This is a genomic window from Rhodococcus sp. 66b, from assembly GCF_002076325.1.
In the GTDB taxonomy this organism is placed as follows: domain Bacteria; phylum Actinomycetota; class Actinomycetes; order Mycobacteriales; family Mycobacteriaceae; genus Rhodococcus_F; species Rhodococcus_F erythropolis.
Window position 1 is genome coordinate 176384 of sequence record NZ_MUZB01000010.1, and the last position, 18486, is coordinate 194869.

Annotated in this window: 19 protein-coding genes; 8 read left to right on the forward strand and 11 right to left on the reverse strand. The window is 61.2% G+C overall.

Translation table 11 applies throughout. The features are described from left to right. Positions 1–10 precede the first annotated feature (10 nt). Positions 11–805, forward strand: a complete 795-nt coding sequence (locus B0E55_RS19950; protein WP_080910300.1) for a 2-phosphosulfolactate phosphatase — start codon at positions 11–13, stop codon at positions 803–805. Here the strand turns inward: B0E55_RS19950 and B0E55_RS19955 are convergent. The 4 genes from B0E55_RS19955 to B0E55_RS19970 all read right to left on the reverse strand — a co-directional run bounded on the left by B0E55_RS19955 (position 760) and on the right by B0E55_RS19970 (position 3960). After that, positions 760–1551, reverse strand: a complete 792-nt coding sequence (locus B0E55_RS19955; protein ID WP_080910301.1) for an ABC transporter permease — start codon at positions 1549–1551, stop codon at positions 760–762. The two genes, B0E55_RS19950 and B0E55_RS19955, sit on opposite strands and share 46 nt — an antisense overlap. Next, entirely contained in the window at positions 1548–2489 is a 942-nt protein-coding gene (locus B0E55_RS19960) for a daunorubicin resistance protein DrrA family ABC transporter ATP-binding protein (RefSeq protein ID WP_021333361.1), read from the reverse strand. The genes B0E55_RS19955 and B0E55_RS19960 overlap by 4 nt, the downstream gene beginning before the upstream one ends. A 14-nt stretch (positions 2490–2503) precedes the next feature. Then, the gene (locus B0E55_RS19965) at positions 2504–3379 is read right to left on the reverse strand and encodes a DUF4097 family beta strand repeat-containing protein (RefSeq protein WP_080910302.1); all 876 of its coding nucleotides are present in this window, start codon (positions 3377–3379) and stop codon (positions 2504–2506) included. A 65-nt stretch (positions 3380–3444) separates the two neighbouring features. Then, positions 3445–3960 carry a toxin-antitoxin system HicB family antitoxin gene (locus B0E55_RS19970; RefSeq protein WP_020971199.1) on the reverse strand — a complete coding sequence of 172 codons (516 nt, stop codon included), beginning with the start codon at positions 3958–3960 and terminating at the stop codon, positions 3445–3447. Positions 3961–4091: 131 nt separating this feature from the next. Here B0E55_RS19970 and B0E55_RS19975 point away from each other — a divergent pair, with 131 nt between their 5' ends. Next, complete coding sequence (locus tag B0E55_RS19975; RefSeq protein WP_021345932.1) at positions 4092–4688, forward strand: CHAP domain-containing protein; 597 nt, start codon at positions 4092–4094, stop codon at positions 4686–4688. On the opposite strand, the gene B0E55_RS19980 is transcribed toward B0E55_RS19975, so the two are convergent. Further along, the gene (locus B0E55_RS19980) at positions 4679–5443 is read right to left on the reverse strand and encodes an acyl-[acyl-carrier-protein] thioesterase (RefSeq protein ID WP_042953235.1); all 765 of its coding nucleotides are present in this window, start codon (positions 5441–5443) and stop codon (positions 4679–4681) included. The two genes, B0E55_RS19975 and B0E55_RS19980, sit on opposite strands and share 10 nt — an antisense overlap. Positions 5444–5571: 128 nt before the next feature. Between B0E55_RS19980 and B0E55_RS19985 the strand changes: the two genes are divergently transcribed. The 3 genes from B0E55_RS19985 to B0E55_RS19995 all read left to right on the forward strand — a co-directional run bounded on the left by B0E55_RS19985 (position 5572) and on the right by B0E55_RS19995 (position 7210). Next, complete coding sequence (locus tag B0E55_RS19985; protein WP_080910303.1) at positions 5572–5916, forward strand: ArsR/SmtB family transcription factor; 345 nt, start codon at positions 5572–5574, stop codon at positions 5914–5916. Next, entirely contained in the window at positions 5907–6587 is a 681-nt protein-coding gene (locus B0E55_RS19990; protein ID WP_080910304.1) for a cation transporter, read from the forward strand. Before B0E55_RS19985 ends, B0E55_RS19990 begins: the two co-directional genes overlap by 10 nt. Before the next feature lie 206 nt (positions 6588–6793). Next, positions 6794–7210 carry a DUF7144 family membrane protein gene (locus B0E55_RS19995; protein ID WP_020909554.1) on the forward strand — a complete coding sequence of 139 codons (417 nt, stop codon included), beginning with the start codon at positions 6794–6796 and terminating at the stop codon, positions 7208–7210. 98 nt (positions 7211–7308) lie between these two features. Here the strand turns inward: B0E55_RS19995 and B0E55_RS20000 are convergent, their stop codons facing one another. Continuing rightward, positions 7309–7521: a hypothetical protein gene (locus tag B0E55_RS20000; protein ID WP_078377385.1), complete on the reverse strand. Its 213-nt coding sequence runs from the start codon at positions 7519–7521 to the stop codon at positions 7309–7311. Between the two features lie 257 nt (positions 7522–7778). Between B0E55_RS20000 and B0E55_RS20005 the strand changes: the two genes are divergently transcribed. From B0E55_RS20005 to B0E55_RS20015, 3 genes are read left to right on the forward strand one after another with little or no spacing between them, the layout of a single operon-like run. After that, positions 7779–8438 carry a GAP family protein gene (locus tag B0E55_RS20005; RefSeq protein ID WP_020909553.1) on the forward strand — a complete coding sequence of 220 codons (660 nt, stop codon included), beginning with the start codon at positions 7779–7781 and terminating at the stop codon, positions 8436–8438. Between the two features lie 15 nt (positions 8439–8453). Next, positions 8454–9167, forward strand: a complete 714-nt coding sequence (locus B0E55_RS20010) for a GAP family protein (protein WP_080910305.1) — start codon at positions 8454–8456, stop codon at positions 9165–9167. Next, positions 9164–10864, forward strand: a complete 1701-nt coding sequence (locus tag B0E55_RS20015) for a SulP family inorganic anion transporter (protein ID WP_080910306.1) — start codon at positions 9164–9166, stop codon at positions 10862–10864. The genes B0E55_RS20010 and B0E55_RS20015 overlap by 4 nt, the downstream gene beginning before the upstream one ends. On the opposite strand, the gene B0E55_RS20020 is transcribed toward B0E55_RS20015, so the two are convergent. The 5 genes from B0E55_RS20020 to B0E55_RS20040 all read right to left on the reverse strand — a co-directional run bounded on the left by B0E55_RS20020 (position 10856) and on the right by B0E55_RS20040 (position 18445). Next, positions 10856–11677: a hypothetical protein gene (locus B0E55_RS20020; protein ID WP_020909552.1), complete on the reverse strand. Its 822-nt coding sequence runs from the start codon at positions 11675–11677 to the stop codon at positions 10856–10858. The two genes, B0E55_RS20015 and B0E55_RS20020, sit on opposite strands and share 9 nt — an antisense overlap. 14 nt (positions 11678–11691) lie before the next feature. Then, positions 11692–14406, reverse strand: a complete 2715-nt coding sequence (locus B0E55_RS20025) for a LuxR C-terminal-related transcriptional regulator (protein WP_046379516.1) — start codon at positions 14404–14406, stop codon at positions 11692–11694. Between the two features lie 176 nt (positions 14407–14582). Further along, positions 14583–15545 carry an asparaginase gene (locus B0E55_RS20030; protein ID WP_080910307.1) on the reverse strand — a complete coding sequence of 321 codons (963 nt, stop codon included), beginning with the start codon at positions 15543–15545 and terminating at the stop codon, positions 14583–14585. A gap of 15 nt (positions 15546–15560) precedes the next feature. Next, positions 15561–17006 carry an amino acid permease gene (locus B0E55_RS20035; RefSeq protein ID WP_080910308.1) on the reverse strand — a complete coding sequence of 482 codons (1446 nt, stop codon included), beginning with the start codon at positions 17004–17006 and terminating at the stop codon, positions 15561–15563. Beyond that, positions 17006–18445 carry an aspartate ammonia-lyase gene (locus B0E55_RS20040; RefSeq protein ID WP_080910309.1) on the reverse strand — a complete coding sequence of 480 codons (1440 nt, stop codon included), beginning with the start codon at positions 18443–18445 and terminating at the stop codon, positions 17006–17008. Before B0E55_RS20040 ends, B0E55_RS20035 begins: the two co-directional genes overlap by 1 nt. Between the last annotated feature and the right edge of the window lie 41 nt (positions 18446–18486).

Here is an 18486-nt window from a genome sequence, read left to right on the forward strand (position 1 = left end):
TGCTGGTGCGATGAATCCGGAGCATCGCCAACTCGAGTACGGACTTCGATTCGACTGGGGCCTGCGCGGCGCCGAAGCAATTGCTGTCGGCGTCGATGTGGCAGTGGTGGTAGACGTCCTCTCGTTCACGACGACGCTGAGCGTCGCCGCCGATGCGGGAATCGACGTACTTCCCTATTCCTGGAACGACGAGAGTGCGGTCGATTACGCGCGTGATGCCGATGCGGTTCTTGCAGTACGACGAAGTGTGGCCAGGGAGGGACAGATCAGTCTGTCTCCCAAGACGATTCGCGGGGCCGAGGTGGCGAGTCGGCTGGTACTGCCGTCGCCGAACGGGTCGACCATCGCGTTTGCGTTGGCGTCCGAGGTTGCGGTGTGTGTCGGCGCTTCTTTGAGGAACGCTTCCGCCGTCGCTGATTGGATTGTGCACGAACATGGTCCGGGATCGCGGGTTGCGATAGTCGCATCCGGGGAGAAGTGGCCCGGTGGAGAGTTGCGCCCGGCAGTGGAGGATCTGTGGGGCGCCGGCGGGGTTGTCACGGCGTTGACCGCGGCTGGTTGGGAAGGTTCCCTGTCGCCCGAGGCGCAGATGGCGGCGGATGCCTGGACAGCGGTGTCGGATTCGTACGAGGACCGCCTGCGAGACTGTGCCTCAGGACGCGAGTTGATCGTCATGGGGTTTCCACACGACGTCGCCATCGCCTCGGAACTCGACGACAGCGACACCGTACCTGTTCTCGAAGATCGTGTGTTTCGAGGTCAGCGCACCGGGCGTCGATTGAACAAACTCCGCGCCCAGAGGTAGGAGAGGAAGGTGATTGCGACGCACCATCCGATCGCGAGTATGGCGTTGTTCCCGATCGCTTCGCCGAGAAGAAGTCCTCGAAGAGTCTCGATGATCGGAGTGAACGGCTGATACTCGGCAAACCATCGCAGCACGGTCGGCATCGAGTCGGTGGGGACAAATCCGCTTCCCAGGAAAGGTAAGAGGATCAACACCATTGGAAGATTACTGGCCGTCTCGACGCTCTTGCTGACGAGGCCGAAGGCAACGGACAACCAGATCATCGCGATGGAGACCAGGATGAGGAGAGCAAACGCGGCAACCCACTCCACGAAGCCTGCAGTAGGCCGGAAGCCGACGGCTATCGCCACGGCGATGACTACAACGAGGCTCACGACCGTCTGAAGGAGACTGCCGAGAACGTGACCGGTCAGGACGGACGTGCGCGTGATCGCCATCGTGCGGAATCGTGCAATGATCCCCGCGGTCATATCGGTTGCGACGGAGATGGCAGTACCTTGTGCCGCTGATGCCACAGTCATCAGAATAATCGCCGGTGCAACGTAATTGACATACTCGGCTCGGCCGCCACCGCCTGGGCCGAGGCCGTTCCCGAGCGTTCCGCCGAGCACGTATACGAACAGCAGTAGGAAGACGACTGGCATCCCGACAAGCATCACCGTCATCGACGGATATCGAAGGATGTGTCGAATGCTGCGACGCAGCATGGTTTTCGAGTCCTGATAGGCAAGCGTCATGGTGGTCATCGCGCGTCGGTCCTTTCGGTGGCGGTCAGAGTCAGGAACACGTCGTCCAGGTCCGGTGTGTGCACGGAGAGTTCCTTGACGTCGATCGAGTGAGCGTCGAGTTGGTCGAGAAGAGAGCGCAGCGAGCGGACACCGCCGTCGCTGGGAACCTGCAGAACATACGCGGCATCGTCACGGGTAGACTCGTCGAAAACAGCAGCAGCAGAGTCGAGTTGGTCTCGATCGATGAAGTGAAGACGAATGTGGCCGCCGGGAATGCGTCGTTTGAGTTCCGCTGCCGTACCTTGGGCGACTATCCGTCCCTGATCGAGGACGGCGATGTGGTCGGCCAGTTGATCGGCTTCCTCGAGGTACTGCGTCGTGAGGAAGATGGTGACACCGCCCTTGACCAACTCCCGGATGATCTGCCACATGGTGCGTCGACTCCGGGGATCGAGGCCGGTGGTGGGCTCGTCCAGGAAGATGATCTCCGGTCGTCCGATCAACGTCATTGCCAGGTCGAGCCGTCGGCGCATTCCGCCCGAGTACGTCGACGCGAGTTTGTCCGCGGAGCCCTGCAGATCGAACTTCTCCAGGAGTTCGTCAGTGCGAGTGCGGCGTTCGTCCTTGCCCAGGTGGTGAAGATCGGCCATGAGGAGAAGGTTTTCCTCGCCGGACAGGTAGTCGTCTACCGCCGAGAATTGTCCGGTGACACCGATGCGCGACCGTACCGCGTCAGGATCGTCGGAAGGGTTGTACCCGGCGATGCGGATGTCGCCGCCGTCTGCGGGAACGAGGGTCGAGAGGATTTCCACGATGGTGGTCTTGCCGGCGCCGTTGGGGCCGAGCAGTGCAAAGACGGTTCCGCGGTCGACGGAGATGTCGATTCCGTCCAGTACCGTCTTGTCGTCGTAGGCCTTCTTCAGACCCGTCGCGGTGATGGCTGGTTTACGGGACATCAGCGTTCCTTTCGCTAGATCTTCTTGTTGGATTCTTCTCGGGGCTCCGAACGTCGAATGACGATGTCGCCGTAGCTGGTTTGCGCCCGGACGTCTACCCGGCGTTCGGTGGAAGCCGGACCGTGCGTGGCATTCATCTGGTTGTCGACACGGCCGAAGGACGTATGAGCGTCGAATCGTGCGGCGGTTCCGGATCGAACGCCGATATGGATTCGTCCGGCGGCCGTCTTGGCGGATACGACTCCACTCTCGATGGTCTCGAAACGGATGTCGCCGTTGGCGGTTGCGGCGCTCGCGTCGGATTCGGCGTGTTCGACGGCGACGCTTCCGTTGGCGGTCTTCGCCTTCAGCGCGCCGGTGATCGTGCCGATGTTGATGTCGCCGTTGGAATTCTTGACCTCCGCGTTGCCGTCGACGCGGCCGATGCGGATGCTTCCGGACCCGGTGCTCGTGTCGATGTCACCGGCCACATGCTCGACGATGATCGCTCCGGCGCCGGTGCTGACGTTGAGCGGTCCGGTGGTGTCCAGTGTGCAATCTCCGGCCGAGACCTTCACGCGTGAGCGTCCGAGAGTGCCTTCGGCGCGAAGGCTGGCAACTGCTGCAGTGCCTTCGAGTTCCGAGCCGGAAGGAAGCTGAACGGCAATGTCGACAGATCCTGTCTTCCCGAAAATGCCGAGGCCACGTTGTTTCGGAGTCTTGATCTGTAGCCGGCCACCTGCGAATTCGACGCGCGTTTGTTCGGCGACTCGAACGTCTACCTCGCGAGACGGGTTGCTGGGCAACACTTCCACGACAGTGTCGTTGCGGCTGCTCGCAGCGATCCGGATGTGTCCGACTGCCACGTCGAAGTTCAAGGTGATGGGGTCAGGTGTGCTGAATGTAGGCATGGTGATACTCCCGATGAGGTTGTCTCGGTTGGTGATAGAGGGTCGTGCGAAAGGTGAAGCCGGTGTCAGTGCACCCAGCCGCTGAAGCTTTCGGAGCCTTGGGACGTGCGCTGTCTCGGAGTGCTTCTGCTCATGCCGCCTTCCAGTGCAGTTGCAGCCGCGCGAACCAGCCACGCGTTCACGGAGATCCCGGCTTCCTTGGCCGCCGCCTCGATCCGGTCTTTGAGGTCTTGCCCCAGCCTCAGGTTGATTCGAGTCATCGAGGCGTCGTCGGACTCCGTGACGGGGCGTGGAGCCGGAGTCGGTTCCTCTTCGGCGGGGGCCGGAGCCGGTTCGCTGATGGCTGGTGCCACCACGAATTCGGGTTCGCGTCCCCGTAGGCGCAGGTCCACCGAGCCCGGGGCGAGGTCACGCGTGATCTCGGCGACTGCCGCAGACAATGCGTCGAGAAGGGTGAGTCGCACTGCTGATTCCAGCGGTGCGGTCAAACGATCGGCGAGGGCCTTTGCGTCTTCTCCGCCTGCTTCGGCCGCCACCGCGAGTTCGTGGCGAAGGTTGTCTACGTACGGTGTCAAGTCCATGGCACCACTATGGCACCACTTTGGTGCCATAGCAATAGTTTGGTGGCACATTCGTGTGAGTTTGATGAGAAGTGCCAGGTCATCGGGGTGGTTGGCGCTTCGATTCTCGGCAGGCTGGCACACTCGTAAGGGTGAGTCCTGCCGAACCCAACCGTCGCCGCCGTATCTTGCTCTGGATTGCCGGGGTGCTCGGCGTCGTGATCGTGGTCGGGGCGGTTGTCGTCGCGGTCGCGCCTTCGCGGTATCTGCCCTGGGACACTGCCGAGTTCCCGACGGTCGACGCCAGTTCGGTGACTGCGGACCAGGCTCGAGTGCTCGAACTGCTGCAATCCGAGCACGAGCGGGACCGTCCGGGCACTTTCTATTCCGACGGTATCGACGAAGAATGGTGCGCCGATTTTGTCAGCTGGATCATGAGGGAAGCGGGTAGACCGTTGTCGAACCCGAACTCCGGAAGCTGGCGTATCCCGGGGGTGTACACCTTGCAGGAGTACTACCAGGGGATCGGCGCGTACGCCGAGAACGGCAGCGGGTACACCCCGAGCGTGGGTGATGTGGTGATCTACGACAGTTCGAGATGGGTAGGTCAGCACACCAACATCGTTGTGGCAGTGGACGGTGACTCGGCGATCACGGTCGGCGGCAACGAGTTCGGCAAGGTGCGGGTCCATGATCTTCACTGGCAATCCGACTCCGCCGTCGTGGGGTTCGGAAAACTTCACCCCTGATCGCTGTGGTTCGAGGTCAGGGCAAACCATCGAGCGGATGCACGTGCCTCGCCGCCGGCGTCGATGTGCAGCGTGTTCGTGCCGGTTCGCACGCTCACCTGCTCACCTCTCTTGACGGGCTGGGTGTACTCGAGGATCGCGCGAAAGGGTTCGCTTCGTAGTTTTTCGGGCAGTGCATCTTCCACGGGTTGCCAATAGATCGCGTTGTTCACGTGATCGAAAGGGTCGAAATCGCTCGAGCGCAACGGGAATGGAGAATCCGCCTGATTGTCGGTGTCGGGGTCGATCCACCGACGCCAGTGAAGATGCTCGTCCACGGCCGTCGATGCCAGGGCAGCGGTGAACTTTTCACTGATGGTTGCCGGCATTCCGGTTTTCGGGTCGATGTTGATCCAGAATGCCTCGGTCTCGATCAATCCACCGCTGTCGGACCTGATCCGAACCCGCATCGAACACCACTTGCTGGAGAGTCCGGAACACCAGCGCTGCAGATGAACTCGATCCGGCCAGATGACGGGTTCGAGTACGTCGATCACCGTCCTTCGCACCATCCACAGCGGGTGTGTATCCATGGCGCCGCGGTCGACGAGATTGTCGAAGCCCGCGTCTTGGAGGTAGCGCGCGATCGCGTCGAGGCGCAGTTGCTTGTCGGTGTGGATGTCGCCCGTACGCACCGGCCAGGAGGCCTGGAAGATGCTGCCGGTTGTCGGTAGTTCGGCCATCGCTACGTGATCGTCGACTTTTGTACGGTTCATCGGATGTGGACTCCCGGTGTTCGCTTATCCGGTCGGGTGGCTTCACGCTTGCGTTACCCGATGGAGAGATCTTGAACCATCTGAGTTCACTGTTTTCTGAATACAGATTTCGATGTACTGTCGTACGTATGGATGTCGAGGGCGTAGATGTGGTGACCAACGTGGCGGTGCTTGCGAGGTTCGGGCATGCCTTGTCCGACGAGACTCGGACACGGATACTGCTCGAACTGAAAACCGCCCCTCGGTATCCGTCCGACCTCGCTGAAGCACTGAATGTGACCAGGCAGAAGCTGTCCAATCATCTGGCTTGTCTGCGCGGTTGTGGCTTGGTAGTGGCCGTCCCGGAAGGGCGCCGGACCAGATACGAACTCGCCGACGCACATATCGGTCAGGCCCTCGACGACCTGCTCGGGGTCGTACTCGCGGTGGATCCGTCGTACTGCCCGGACAGTGAATCAGAAGGATGCTGCTGATGGTTGCGCCCGCCCTCGGTGGCGGCCTCTCGACTGCCCGGCGTGCGCTCTTGTCGAGACGAATTCGCATCTTCTTGGCGATCACGATCAGCTACAACGTCGTCGAAGCGATCATCGCGCTGGCGGAGGGCACACGGGTGTCGTCCGCAGCACTGTTCGGTTTCGGCCTCGATTCGGTGATCGAAGTGTCCTCGGCGGCAGCGGTTGCCTGGCAGTTCTCGGCTCCGGATCCGACGAGCCGTGAGAAGACGGCACTGCGAGTGATCGCATTCTCGTTCTTCGGGCTCGCTGCGTACGTCTCGTTCGACGCGATTCGGTCGCTGTTCGGTCTGGGTGAAGCGCAGCACACGAGCGTCGGAATAGTATTGGCTGCAGTGAGTTTGGCGATCATGCCGGCTCTGTCCTATGCGCAACGCCGAGCAGGTCGGGAGTTGGGTTCGCTTTCGGCGGTCGCGGATTCGAAGCAGACGCTGCTCTGCACCTACCTTTCTGCGGTCTTGCTGGTCGGTTTGTTGCTCAACTCGGTGCTCGGCTGGTCGTGGGCGGACCCGATTGCGGCACTGGTGATCGCCGTCATCGCCGTGAAGGAAGGCATCAACGCGTGGAAGGGTGATCCGTGCTGCCCGGTTGTGACGGTGCCCGAGAGCGGTGACGAGTGCGACTGCTGCTGAGTGAGCACAGGTTCAGTTGAGTGAACACCGTCTGCAGCGCGTCGGAGAGGGTGCTCACTCGGTGAAAGGGGTGCTCGGTTAGGTTTGCGACGCCGACAAGCGGGTACGGGTCGGTGACCTGCGGTTCATCCGCGACGGGTGATGTTTTCGCTTCCCAGCCCCTCGAGACTGAGTATGGGAAGTGCATTCTGTCGAAAGGAACGCTGATGACTGCTCCACCGCGGGAACCCGCGAATCACCCTGTCCGGCAGGGTTTCGCGGTAGGTACGACGTTTGCAGCAGCAATTCTGCTGCTCACCGCAGGCATTGTCGCTCTGCTTCAGGGCATTGCGGCGGTCGCCGACAACAATCTGTTTGTCGTGGGTATCAACTACACGTACAAGTTCGACATCACGACGTGGGGCTGGATCCACATCATCTTGGGCATCATCGGAATCGTGGTGGCTCTCGGCCTCTTCACCGGTGCAGTGTGGGCCAGGGCGGCGGCGATAGTCATTGCGTCGCTCTCGATCATCGCCAACTTCTTGTGGATGCCGTACTACCCGCTGTGGTCGATCCTGGTCATCGCGCTCGACGTCGTTGTGATCTGGGCCGTCGCGACCTGGGACACAGACAGAGTCTAGGCGCCGAACAACTCGAGAGCAGTTGGTCCCGACCGAATCGACTCGGTCGGGACCATCGCTCGTGCGCGGGGGACGATCCGACGGAGGGCCGGCTCGGATCAGTCTGGGAGCCTTCGTAGTTCGGCTACGGTCAAGCCGAGGGAATCGAGGCGGGCCATGATGCTTCGCATAGCAGTGTGATCCGCGACGGGCCCGTACAAACTGGTGAATCCGCCGGCTGCACTGGCAACGCTGAGTTCGGGAAACGCCGCTTTGACGCGGTCCGACACTTCGCCGTCGATGAGGAATTGATACCGAGTGGGAGCATTCATCAGTGTCCGCTCCATTTCGTAGGGCCATGAGGTTCGGTCAGTACCGCGTCGAGCCTCGAAATCACGTGTCGTCAGGGGCAATCGGCGTCGCCGCTCGATCCAGGACTCCGTATCCGTGAGATCCAGTCTTGCTCCCACACGCTCCCGAGGCGTCATCCCCAACGGGTGAATGTCATCGCGGCTCCGTTCATCCCTTTTGTGTGAGGCTGCGAAGGAACGTCACCCCTAGTGTCGACCGGGAGAGAGAAGAGGTCGGCATGGGATCTGTCATCGGGGATCTTCTACCCTTAGCGGTCGGTGTTGCGGTATCGCCCATCCCGATCATCGCGGCGATCTTGATGTTGTTGTCCAAGCGAGCCGGTAGCACCAGCGTCGGATTCGCCCTGGGCTGGATACTCGGAATAGTTGTCGCCACTGTGATCTTCGTGCTCCTGTCCAGCAAGCTCGGCGACTCCGAAGGCGATCCCTCTGCGACGGTGTCGTGGATCAAGCTGGCGTTGGGTGTGTTGCTGCTTGCGTTCGGAGTGAAGCAATGGCGTGGGCGCGGTGGCGAGCATGAAACCCCGAAGTGGATGCAAGCCATCGACGACATGACCGCTGCCAAGGGCCTCGGCTTGGGCTTCGCGCTGGCAGCGATCAATCCGAAGAATCTGATGATGTGTATCGCGGCTGGAATCTCGATCGGCTCTGCGTCATTGGGCTCCGGCGAAGTAGTCGTCGCGGTCCTGGTTTTCACCGTCATCGCTGCCTCGACAGTGTGCGTGCCCGTGATCGGTTACCTCGTTGCCGCGGAGCGACTGCGCGGTCCGCTGGCCAAGCTGAAGGTGTGGTTGCAGGACAACAACGCCACTGTGATGAGTGTGTTGATCCTGGTTATCGGTGTTGTTCTCATCGGTAAGGGCATCGGCGGTCTCTGACAACGGGAGGTAGTTATGGGATCGCTGCTACTGCAACAGATCCCGCTGGCACTCGGTATCATCATGAGCCCGCTGGCGGTTGTCGCCGTTGTCGCCGTGCTCTTTTCCGAACGAGCGCGTCTCAACAGCATCGCGTATCTGATCGGGTGGTATCTCGGAATAGTTGTCGCCCTGGCCGGGTCGTACATCATCTTGACCGCACTCCAAGTTCATCAGAGAACGCACCCGCCGCTGTGGGTGCCCATCCTCCACCTCGTTCTCGGCGTGACGTTGCTCGCGGGTGCCTGGTTCGTCTACACGCGTAGTCGGCGCGGAGTACAGGCGATGGCGGCTGCAGTGGCTCCGGGAGATGTTGTCGCGGCGGCTCCTCAACTGCCGAAAATGCTCCAGTCGGTGGAACACTTCCAGCCGATGCGATCGGGTGTACTCGGGTTCGCGCTGTTCGTTCTCAATCCCATCGACGTGTCCTGTGCGATTGCCGCTGCCATGAACTTTCGCCTCAGCACCGTGGCGCCGACGTCGCAGATCGTCTCGGCCGTGATCTTTTCTCTGGTGTCCGTGACCTCGGTCGCCGTGCCGGTCGCTCTTCTCCTGATCAAGAAGGAGGAGGCCACCGAACCGCTGCAGAAGATCCGCACCTGGATAGCCACCAACACGCACTTGCTGAACGTCGGGCTCCTCGTCCTGATCGCGGCGATGCAGATCAGTAAAGGGGTGCAAGGGCTATGAGTGCTCCGCACACACGGACCTGGTGGGTCTTCGGATCACTGTCCGACTATCAGCGAGGCTGGCTTCGACCAGACATCATCGCCGGCCTCACGGTGTGGGCTGTCCTTGTCCCGGAAGCGCTCGCGTACGCCACCATCGCCGGAGTTCCGCCGGTGGTCGGGCTCTATGCTGCAGTTCCGTCACTGATTCTGTATGCAGCAGCTGGTAGTTCGCGGCATCTGATCGTCGGACCGATGTCGGCCACTGCCGCGTTGTCCGCGGCGATGATCGCGCCACTGGCGTCGGGAGACGACACCAGATTTGTCGCGTTGTCGGTTGGGCTCGCGATCGTGACCGGACTCGTCGGATTGCTCGCAGGATTCATGCGCCTCGGATTCATCGCATCCTTCATCTCCGAGCCGGTTCTCAAGGGATTCATAGTCGGTTTGGCGCTCACGATCATCATCGGTCAAGTACCCAAACTCCTGGGCGTGGAAAAGGGCGAGGGGAACTTCTTCGTCCAGGCGTGGACGGTGATCAAGGAACTTGGCGAGGTCGACGGTCCGACGGTGGTCATCGGATTGCTCAGCTTGGCAATGGTTCTGGGAGTCAAGCGATGGCTCCCGCTCGTGCCAGGTTCGCTTCTGGTTGTGCTACTGGGGATTACCGCAGTGGCGCTGTTCGGACTCGATGACCGTGGCATCGACATCGTCGGACACATCGATTCGGGCTTGCCGACTATGGGCCTGCCGAGTGGAGTAGGAGCCGAGGACTACCTCGACCTAGTGGGGCCGGCCGTCGGTGTTCTACTCATCGGTTTCGCCGAAGGTCTCGGCGCTGCAAAGACATACGCGGCGAAGGCCGGATACACGATCGACGCCAATCGGGAACTGGTAGGACTGGGGGCCGCCAATCTCGGATCGGGCATCTGCTCGGGAATGGTGGTCAACGGCAGCCTCTCGAAGACGGCTGTCAACGGGGGAGCGGGTGCCAAATCACAGGTCAGCGGGTTGGTGGTCGCCGCATTGACGCTGCTGACACTGCTGTTCCTGACTGGGTTGTTCGAGAAACTACCGGAAGCGACGCTATCGGCGGTGGTGATCGCCGCAGTGATCGAACTAGTGGATTTCTCTTCTCTCGCAGCGCTGTACCGGGTCTGGACGAAGCGATTGGGCAGCATCTACGGGCACGCCGCTCGGGCCGATTTCGCCGCCGCTGTCGCGGCGATGTTCGGAGTTCTCCTGTTCGATACCTTGCCCGGTCTGATCATCGGAATCGTCGTCTCGATGCTGCTGCTCCTGTATCGAGTCTCCAAACCGCACGTGGCCGCTCTGGCCAAGGACGGCACGCGCTGGGTCGACACCAGCAGCCATCCTGATCTGAGGACACTCGACGGCGTCGTGGTGGTCAGGGTCGAATCCGGACTCTTCTTCGCGAATGCCGATCACGTGCGTGATCAGATCACCGGCATGGTGACCACCGGGACCACGACGGTCATCCTCGACGCCGAGACTTCACCGTTCATCGACGTCAGCGCGGCCCAGATGTTGGCTCAGCTTCGAGATTCGTTGGCTCGCAAGAATGTGAGCTTCCGGGTGGCCCGCGACATCGGGCAGTTCCGCGATGTCTTGTCCGGGGCCGACGAGGGTGCGCTGAAGGTCGACGTCTATCCAACCGTCTCGCAGGCGCTCGAGGGTCGGGACAACACTTCAGCGTGACGTCCGCAGCCAGATTCCCAGTGGCCCCGCATCTTTTGCGACCGATCCGACGATCGACGACGCGACCACCACGATGGCAGAGAAGATGAACAGCCACCCGATCACGGTGAACATCACGCCGAGAAGGCCGAACTCGTCCTGAGACGTTTTGGTCATCCGCGGCAGAAATAGAGTGCCGGCCACGTGCAGTCCGGTCAGACCCGTCGCGGTGAGCAAGCCGGACCCGACACACATACGAGTGGTCATGCGATTGGCGGTCAACAGCATGGGCACAGCAGTCCAGACCAGTGCCCACACTGCGTAGACAGCAACAAATTCCAGGAGACTGCCCACTCTCGGAACGGCATTCAGTTCGCGGCACAGCGCCGCACCGACCACTGACGCGGCGACGACGAACACGACCGCGATCCACCTCCATGCCTGGCGAAGCGTCGCAGTCGGCACGCTCCAGATTCGTCCGTACATCCGGCCAAGGGCGCGAGCGTAGGACGTGGAACTGATCAACAGCATGAGCAAGCCGACAATCCCGAACGCGGCCGCAGTGGAGGTGTCGGTCATCACGGCGTCGGGAAGCTGCACCCCGAGGTCGTCTCTGGCGACATCGGCCAAGGGCTTCAGCTTTTCCAGGGTGGACGCTGCGATCATCACCGGCAGCAAGGACGTGAACGCCTGGGCTGCCAAAGTCATGGCGCTGTCGACGAGTCCGACTTCGAAGACGTCGATCGTCGCGTCGGTAGCCAAGCGTCGGCTCGGCGTGCGTCTCGCCCAGACGGTCATTCGATCGCGCGTATCGGAGTACAGCTTCGGGGGCATGGAAGCAGTCTTGCTCAGATGAGTCCGCCGCGGCGCGCAGCCTTGAGTGCGTCGCGGCGGTTACTTACTTCCAACTTCCGATAGATCCCGCGTAGATGCGTCTTGATCGTGTTGACGGACAGGAACAGCGTGTCGGCGATCGACTCGGTGGTGTCTCCCGAGGCCAGTTCGCGCAGCACGGTGTATTCGCCCGGTGTGAGGATCGGTGCACTCACCAACTCTTGTGGACGAATGCGGTTGCGTACCTGTTCGGCAAAAGCCTCCTGATCGCCGAAGTGCCCACTGAACTCGTCGAAGATCGGACGCAGTGACGCGCCGTAGTCGAGGAAAGGTCGCAACAGCCCACCGGTTTCTGCGGCTCGCAGGGCTTTGTGCAGCGAACGAAACGACTTGCGCTCGTGACCGGTGGCAGCGTGGATCCCAGCCTCGAGTGTCCAGGCGTAGACGGTGTGGGCGAGCACAGGCTCTTCGGTGGATCCGAGGGCTTCGGAAACCTCGACGAGTGCTTCTGCGAACTTGTTGGACGAGAAAGCCACGGCAGCTCGCGCCAGGTGTATCTCGGAAGTCTCGCCGAACTGATCAGCCGCATCGCGCACGAGTCGGCCGGCCCATTCCACTTCGCCGACCGACAGGCATGCGTTCACGACCGGTGGGAGTAGGGCCAGAGTCGCCAATGAGAAGGTGCGCAGTGCGATCGCGCTGAGCATCGCATCGCGGACGTCGGCAGCGGTCGACCGTCGATCGGCCGCGTCGCCGAGACTGTGGAGCCCGAACGTGACGACGGTGTGCCACCCGAATGCCGGGACGCTGGCGCCGAGAACATCTGTGCTCCGGTAGTTTCCGATAGTCGGTATGCGGTACGGAAGTTCGCTGGTGGCGCAGAGATATGCAGCGAAGGCCACCACGGACGCGGACAACTCGTACTCCGCCGTCGTTGTGATTCGGTGTTCGACCGCGTAGTCGATGGCGTAGGTGGAGTGTGCCCTCATCGCCTCGATGTCCCCGCTGAGTGAGGCGACGAATCCCAGCCCGGTCAGTGCCTTCAGTACGAATCGCGACCTGCCTCGTAGTGTTCCGAGCGCGACCGCCTGGGTGTATTCGACAGTTGCCCTGTCGAACTCGCGTTTGAGTAGGAGGGCCGTCGCTACCTCGAGGTGAGCGTAGGCTTCGACGTCCGAGTGAGTGCTGTTCTGGCGCCGCACCAGGCGCGAAACCAATGGATTGTTGTCAGAAGTTGGCGAAGCGCAGGAGATTTCCAGACTCATCGCCAGGAACAGTGGCTCGTCCGCAATAGGCGGATGAGTTGCCTCGAGGAGATCGAGGCACGTTGTCGCAGAGGTCACGTCACCGGAATGGAGGGCGGCCGCAGCCAGGACCAGGCGGGTGATCGGAGATTCGGAGACCTGCGTCGGCGCGGATTCGAGCACTCGGACGACGTCTCCGCTGTGCCCGTCGAGTACGAGGCCCAGTCCGCAGCGCTCGAGAAAAGCGAGGATGCGGCACGGGTCGCCGATCGACACCTCGAGTTCGAGCGCCTCGAGTTCGAAGTGATGACTCTCGAACCAGGTTGCTGCTCGAAGGTGCGCGCGATTTCTCTCCTCGTGATCGACCCGGCGGAACTCCGCGCGGAGGTGTTCGAGGAGAAGGGGGTGGTAGCTGAACCACGTGGTGTGGTCGGCGGAGTCGGTCCGCGTCACGGGGAAGTTGTATTGAATCAGAGCGTCGATCTCGGACCGAGCATTCGAATCGGTCAGCGTTTCTGCGAGTTGAGCAGAGAACGAATCGACGACGGATGTCCGCAACATGAATGTCGTGACATGCTCGGGCAAGGATGTCAGGACCTCGTCGACGAGGAAGTCGGCGATCGGGCGCGGCGTATGGGTGAACTCGTTCAATGCATCACCGATGTCGCTCCGGCCTGCCAGGAACGCTGCGGTCAGGCGAACAACAGCGCCCCACCCCTTGGTGAAGTTCTCGACGATTGCGAGCTCGTCGTCGCCGAGGGTGATGTCGTATTCGCCGAACATCGCAGTGATCTCGGTGCGGTCGAAGGCGAGATCGGTGGATGCGAAGCGAGTGAGTCGGCCATCGAGCGCGAGACGATGCCAGGTGAGCGGAGGTTCGTATCGAGCAGCGACGATGATCGACAGATTGTCCGGCGTGTGCGTGAGTATCTGGTCGAGAAGACCGATCGACATCGGATCGTGAAGTGTGTGCACATCGTCGAGGATCAGCGTCGTTCGGCGATCGTGAGCTTCGACGGTTTCCGCGAAGTGCGCGAGCCACTGTTCGACGGGTCGTCTCGATCCCGCCTGTGCCGGGAACCCTTGCCCGGTGGGCGCGCGACCGGCCGGGTCGAGAGGCGTCGAGATGGCCTCGGCGAGGGATTCGCACAGCACCGACACGTTGTTGTCGCGCTCGGCCAACGTCAGCCAGGCGAGGTCCACGTCAGGGGACGCCCGCGAATACTCACGAGCCCAATTCGCCAGCAGCAGGGTCTTTCCCGCTCCGGCCGGTGCAGAAAGCAGCCCGACGGACCCGGGCCCCGAGCCCTCGGTAGTGGTGGACGCGGTGAGTTTCTGGTGCAACCGGGGACGTGGAACCAGTCCCTTGATTGCAGAGGGTGGGTGAAAGCGCCCGCTGACAGGCGCGTCCGACGCGTGAGTGTGCCCGACGCGGTGAGACGCGTCGAGCGTCACTGCAGCGGCATCACGAAATGGGCTGCTCATCCGACTCCTGTTCGACTGGCTGCACTGGACGTGACCGCTGGATCGACATACGTAACGAGTTAGATGATGTGAAACTACCCAATTCGGACACTTGTTAAGCGTCCAAATCAAAAGATTCGGACCAAAGTCCCTGATTTAGCGAGGGGTGCGTTCGAACTACGACGGCGTCGCCAGTGCTACCGCCTGAATGGCGGGGTGCGAGCAAACCTCGAATATCGGTCGAATGCCTTTTCCAGGCCCACGAGATCCGGATCTGACAACAAGGCCGCCAGAAGTACACGTGCCTGACCGGCCCGAAGATCGGTGGAAAATACAGCGCCTGCGGCGATCAAGTCGTGGCCGCCGCCACCACCTCCGTAAACCGGGGAGATTGGCCCCGAGGGCACACGAGTTGTCACTACCACCGGAATGTGAGCGCCTACGCAGTCTCGGACGGCCTCGACGATCGTCGGATTGGCATTTCCCGAACCGAGTCCGTCGAGAACGAGTCCATTTGCCCCGGCGCTCACGCAAGCGTCGATCTGTACGCGGTCTGCCCCGGGATACACGGCGATGATGTCGACGCGGGTGTTCGAAATCGGATGCCACGGCAATGGTTCGGGAGTGTGCAGCAGTGCCGGATCGATGCGCAAGGAGTGGAAGGCATCAAGTGCCGTCGTGTCGGCCTTTCGCGTACCTGCGGCCGGGTGGACCGAACCGCCGAAGGCGATGAGGACACCACGTCCCTGCGACGAGATGTCGAGTCCGGCCGCGATCGCCGCGGCCAGATTCGAACGAGCGTCGGACTCGGGATGGTCGAAAGTGCGCTGCGCCCCGGTGAAGACCACCGGACGTCGGTCGTCGTGGTGCAGGTCCAACAAGAACGCAGTTTCCTCCATCGTGTCGGTGCCGTGAAGCACGACCACCGCGTCGAGTCCAGGATCCTTCAATTCGTCGGCTACGGCGTCGCGAACACGATCCATGTCCGCGAAGGTCATGCTCGAGCTGTCCTTCGACATCACGTCCACGACTCGAAGATCGATGTCGGTCTGCTCATTGCCGAGCAGATCTGCACCGGTGATTGCGGGCCGACTGATTCCGTGCGCATCTCGGGTGCTGGCGATGGTGCCACCAGTGGTGACGACTGCGACTTTCGGCACTGAGGTCCTTTCACGTCAAGCTGTGGGGCGATGGATGGCCAACTCGCGAATGCGATTCCTGGCGCCGTACCAACCAATCATCAACAGCGGTGCGATGATCGCGATGGAGCCGACGGTCCATGTTCCAACAGGGTTGTCGAATGCCATCAATACGATAACGACCGCAAGAAAGACCAGTGTCGCGATCCCGGTGTACGGTGCGCCGAATATGCGGAAGGGAGGGCGGGTGACTTTGCCTTGTTTCGCAAGTTGCCAGAGCTTCAACTGGCACAACACTATGACTGCCCACGCACTGATGATGCCGAGGGCTGCAAGATTGAGGACTATTTCGAAGGCTTGCGCTGGGACAACAGCATTGAGCCCGACGCCGAACAGAATGACCACGCCGGTGAGTGCGATTCCCCCGTACGGCACTCCGGCTTTGTTCATTTTGGCAGCGAAGGCAGGCGCCGAGCCTGCCATCGCCATCGAATGGAGTATTCGTCCGGTCGAATACAATCCGGCATTGAGGGAAGACAAGGCTGCCGTGAGAACGACCAGATTCATGATCGCATCCGCGCCTTGGATGTTGATCGAACCGAAGAATGTGACGAATGGACTTTCGCCGGCGTGGTACTCCGTGTACGGGAGCAACAGCGAGAGCAGTAGTACCGATCCCACGTAGAAGACGAGGATCCGAATGATCACTGTGTTGATTGCCTTGGGTATCACCTTCCGGGGATTTTCGGTCTCTCCGGCCGTGGTTCCCACGAGTTCAATTGAAGCGTAAGCGAACACGACGCCTTGAATCACCACGACTGCCGGCAGTATTCCGTTGGGGAACAGCCCGCCATTGTCGGTGATCAGGCTGAATCCGGAGGAATGCCCTTCGATGGGCGTGCCGAAGAGTACGAAATAGACACCGAACCCGAGGAATACGGTCAACGCAACGACCTTGATCAACGCGAACCAGAACTCCAGCTCTCCGAAGACTTTCACGGACACCAGATTCAGTCCGAGAACCAACACCACCGCGATCAGAGCGAACATCCACTGATCGATGTGCCCCAGTGGCGCCCAGTACTTCTTGAAGAAGTTCATGTACAACGCCACAGCCGTGACATCGACCACGGCAGTCATTGCCCAGTTCATCCAGTACAGCCAACCCGCAGCGAAAGCCATCTTCTCGCCGAAGAATTCGCGTGCGTAGGAAACGAAGGATCCCGAAGTCGGTCGGTGCATCACCAGTTCGCCGAGTGCCCTCAGGATCAGGAACGCGAAGAACCCGCACAGCGCGTAAACGAGAACCAAGGCCGGGCCCGCCTGTTGGAGTCGCCCTCCCGCACCCATGAAAAGGCCTGTTCCGATCGCACCACCGATCGCGATCATCTGAATCTGTCTGGGGCCGAGCGCCTTCTGATACCCGAGATCCTCTTCGGCGGCAACCTCGGCGTGGGGTGTCTCTTCCCGTTCGACGGTCATCAAACCTCCTCCACAACGGCGGTAGCATGAGGCTTCTCGCCCGCAACGCGGAGATTGGCGAGATGTTCGGGGCTTAGCAACCGATCGAGTTCCTCGCGGTCGAGCAGGCCCGCTTCGATCACGAGATCGGCGACGCGACGCCCGGAAATCAACGCCTCCTGGGCAATCCGTGTGGACGCGGTATATCCGATGTAGGGATTGAGCGCAGTGACGAGGCCGATGGAGTCTTCGACTCGCGCGCGCAACAGTTCGGTGTTGGCCGTGATACCGAGTACGCACCGGTCCGCCAGAATGCGGCAAGCCGCACCGAGGTGTCGCATTCCTTCGGACAGTGAGTGCACGATGATCGGCTCGAAAGCGTTGAGTTGGAGTTGCCCGGATTCCGCAGCCATCGTAATCGTCACGTCATTGCCGATGACTTCGTACGCGACCTGATTGAGGACCTCGGGAATTACCGGATTGACCTTGCCCGGCATGATCGACGAACCTGCCTGCACCGGAGGCAGATTGATCTCGTTCAATCCGGCTCGCGGACCAGAAGAGAGCAGCCGAAGATCGTTGCACACCTTGGACAACTTCACAGCGACCCGCTTGAGTACGCCGGAGAGGTGGACGAACTGGCCCACGTCTTGGGTCGCTTCGACCAGATCCGTTGCCAACACCAGCGGCAGCCCGGTTAGTGCGCCCAGGTCGGAACAGGCCACCTCGGCGTAGCCGGCAGGTGCGTTGAGACCGGTGCCGATAGCAGTGGCGCCGAGGTTGATCTCGTGAACGAGAAGAGCGGCCTCAGCCAGGCGCGCTCGATCCTCCTCGATCATGACCGCGTAGGTGCCGAACTCCTGACCCAGAGTCATCGGCACGGCGTCCTGCAGTTGGGTGCGTCCCATCTTCACTGTGTCGGCGAACTCGAGAGATTTGGTCGTGAACGCATTCTGGAGTACACGAAGTGCATCCAGCAGGCCCTCGATCGCGAAGATCGTCGAGATGTTGACGGCCGTGGGGTAGACGTCGTTGGTCGATTGGCTCAGGTTCACGTGCTCATTGGGGTGAAGTCGTTCGTAGTCGCCGCGCTGGTGGCCGAGGATTTCCAATGCGCGATTGGCGATTACCTCGTTGGCATTCATGTTCGTCGACGTTCCGGCACCACCCTGGATGACGTCCACTACGAACTGTTCGTGCCACCGACCGTCCACGATTTCCTTGCATGCCTGTGAGATGGCCTCGGCTCGCGGGCCATCGAGGATGCCCAGCTTCTCGTTTGCGCTGGCTGCGGCCCATTTGACGTAAGCGATGCCGCGGATCAGATGCGGGTTCGTGGCAATTGTTCGACCAGTGATCGGGAAGTTCTCAATCGCGCGCAAGGTGTGGATTCCCCAGTACGAATCGGCTGGAACTTCGCGATCGCCGAGCAGATCGTGTTCTGTTCGCGTTTCGAGCACTTGATCAATTCCTCGTGTCTCTTCGCGCGAGCATCACTCTG

Excerpts from the sequence above, each read along its gene's own strand:
- B0E55_RS19950 (WP_080910300.1), top strand. The coding sequence starts at position 11 with ATGAATCCGGAGCATCGCCAACTCGAGTACGGACTTCGATTCGACTGG.
- B0E55_RS19955 (WP_080910301.1), bottom strand. The coding sequence starts at position 1,551 with ATGACCACCATGACGCTTGCCTATCAGGACTCGAAAACCATGCTGCGT.
- B0E55_RS19960 (WP_021333361.1), bottom strand. The coding sequence starts at position 2,489 with ATGTCCCGTAAACCAGCCATCACCGCGACGGGTCTGAAGAAGGCCTAC.
- B0E55_RS19965 (WP_080910302.1), bottom strand. The coding sequence starts at position 3,379 with ATGCCTACATTCAGCACACCTGACCCCATCACCTTGAACTTCGACGTG.
- B0E55_RS19970 (WP_020971199.1), bottom strand. The coding sequence starts at position 3,960 with ATGGACTTGACACCGTACGTAGACAACCTTCGCCACGAACTCGCGGTG.
- B0E55_RS19980 (WP_042953235.1), bottom strand. The coding sequence starts at position 5,443 with ATGAACCGTACAAAAGTCGACGATCACGTAGCGATGGCCGAACTACCG.
- B0E55_RS19985 (WP_080910303.1), top strand. The coding sequence starts at position 5,572 with ATGGATGTCGAGGGCGTAGATGTGGTGACCAACGTGGCGGTGCTTGCG.
- B0E55_RS19990 (WP_080910304.1), top strand. The coding sequence starts at position 5,907 with ATGCTGCTGATGGTTGCGCCCGCCCTCGGTGGCGGCCTCTCGACTGCC.
- B0E55_RS19995 (WP_020909554.1), top strand. The coding sequence starts at position 6,794 with ATGACTGCTCCACCGCGGGAACCCGCGAATCACCCTGTCCGGCAGGGT.
- B0E55_RS20000 (WP_078377385.1), bottom strand. The coding sequence starts at position 7,521 with ATGAATGCTCCCACTCGGTATCAATTCCTCATCGACGGCGAAGTGTCG.
- B0E55_RS20005 (WP_020909553.1), top strand. The coding sequence starts at position 7,779 with ATGGGATCTGTCATCGGGGATCTTCTACCCTTAGCGGTCGGTGTTGCG.
- B0E55_RS20010 (WP_080910305.1), top strand. The coding sequence starts at position 8,454 with ATGGGATCGCTGCTACTGCAACAGATCCCGCTGGCACTCGGTATCATC.
- B0E55_RS20015 (WP_080910306.1), top strand. The coding sequence starts at position 9,164 with ATGAGTGCTCCGCACACACGGACCTGGTGGGTCTTCGGATCACTGTCC.
- B0E55_RS20020 (WP_020909552.1), bottom strand. The coding sequence starts at position 11,677 with ATGCCCCCGAAGCTGTACTCCGATACGCGCGATCGAATGACCGTCTGG.
- B0E55_RS20025 (WP_046379516.1), bottom strand. The coding sequence starts at position 14,406 with ATGAGCAGCCCATTTCGTGATGCCGCTGCAGTGACGCTCGACGCGTCT.
- B0E55_RS20035 (WP_080910308.1), bottom strand. The coding sequence starts at position 17,006 with ATGACCGTCGAACGGGAAGAGACACCCCACGCCGAGGTTGCCGCCGAA.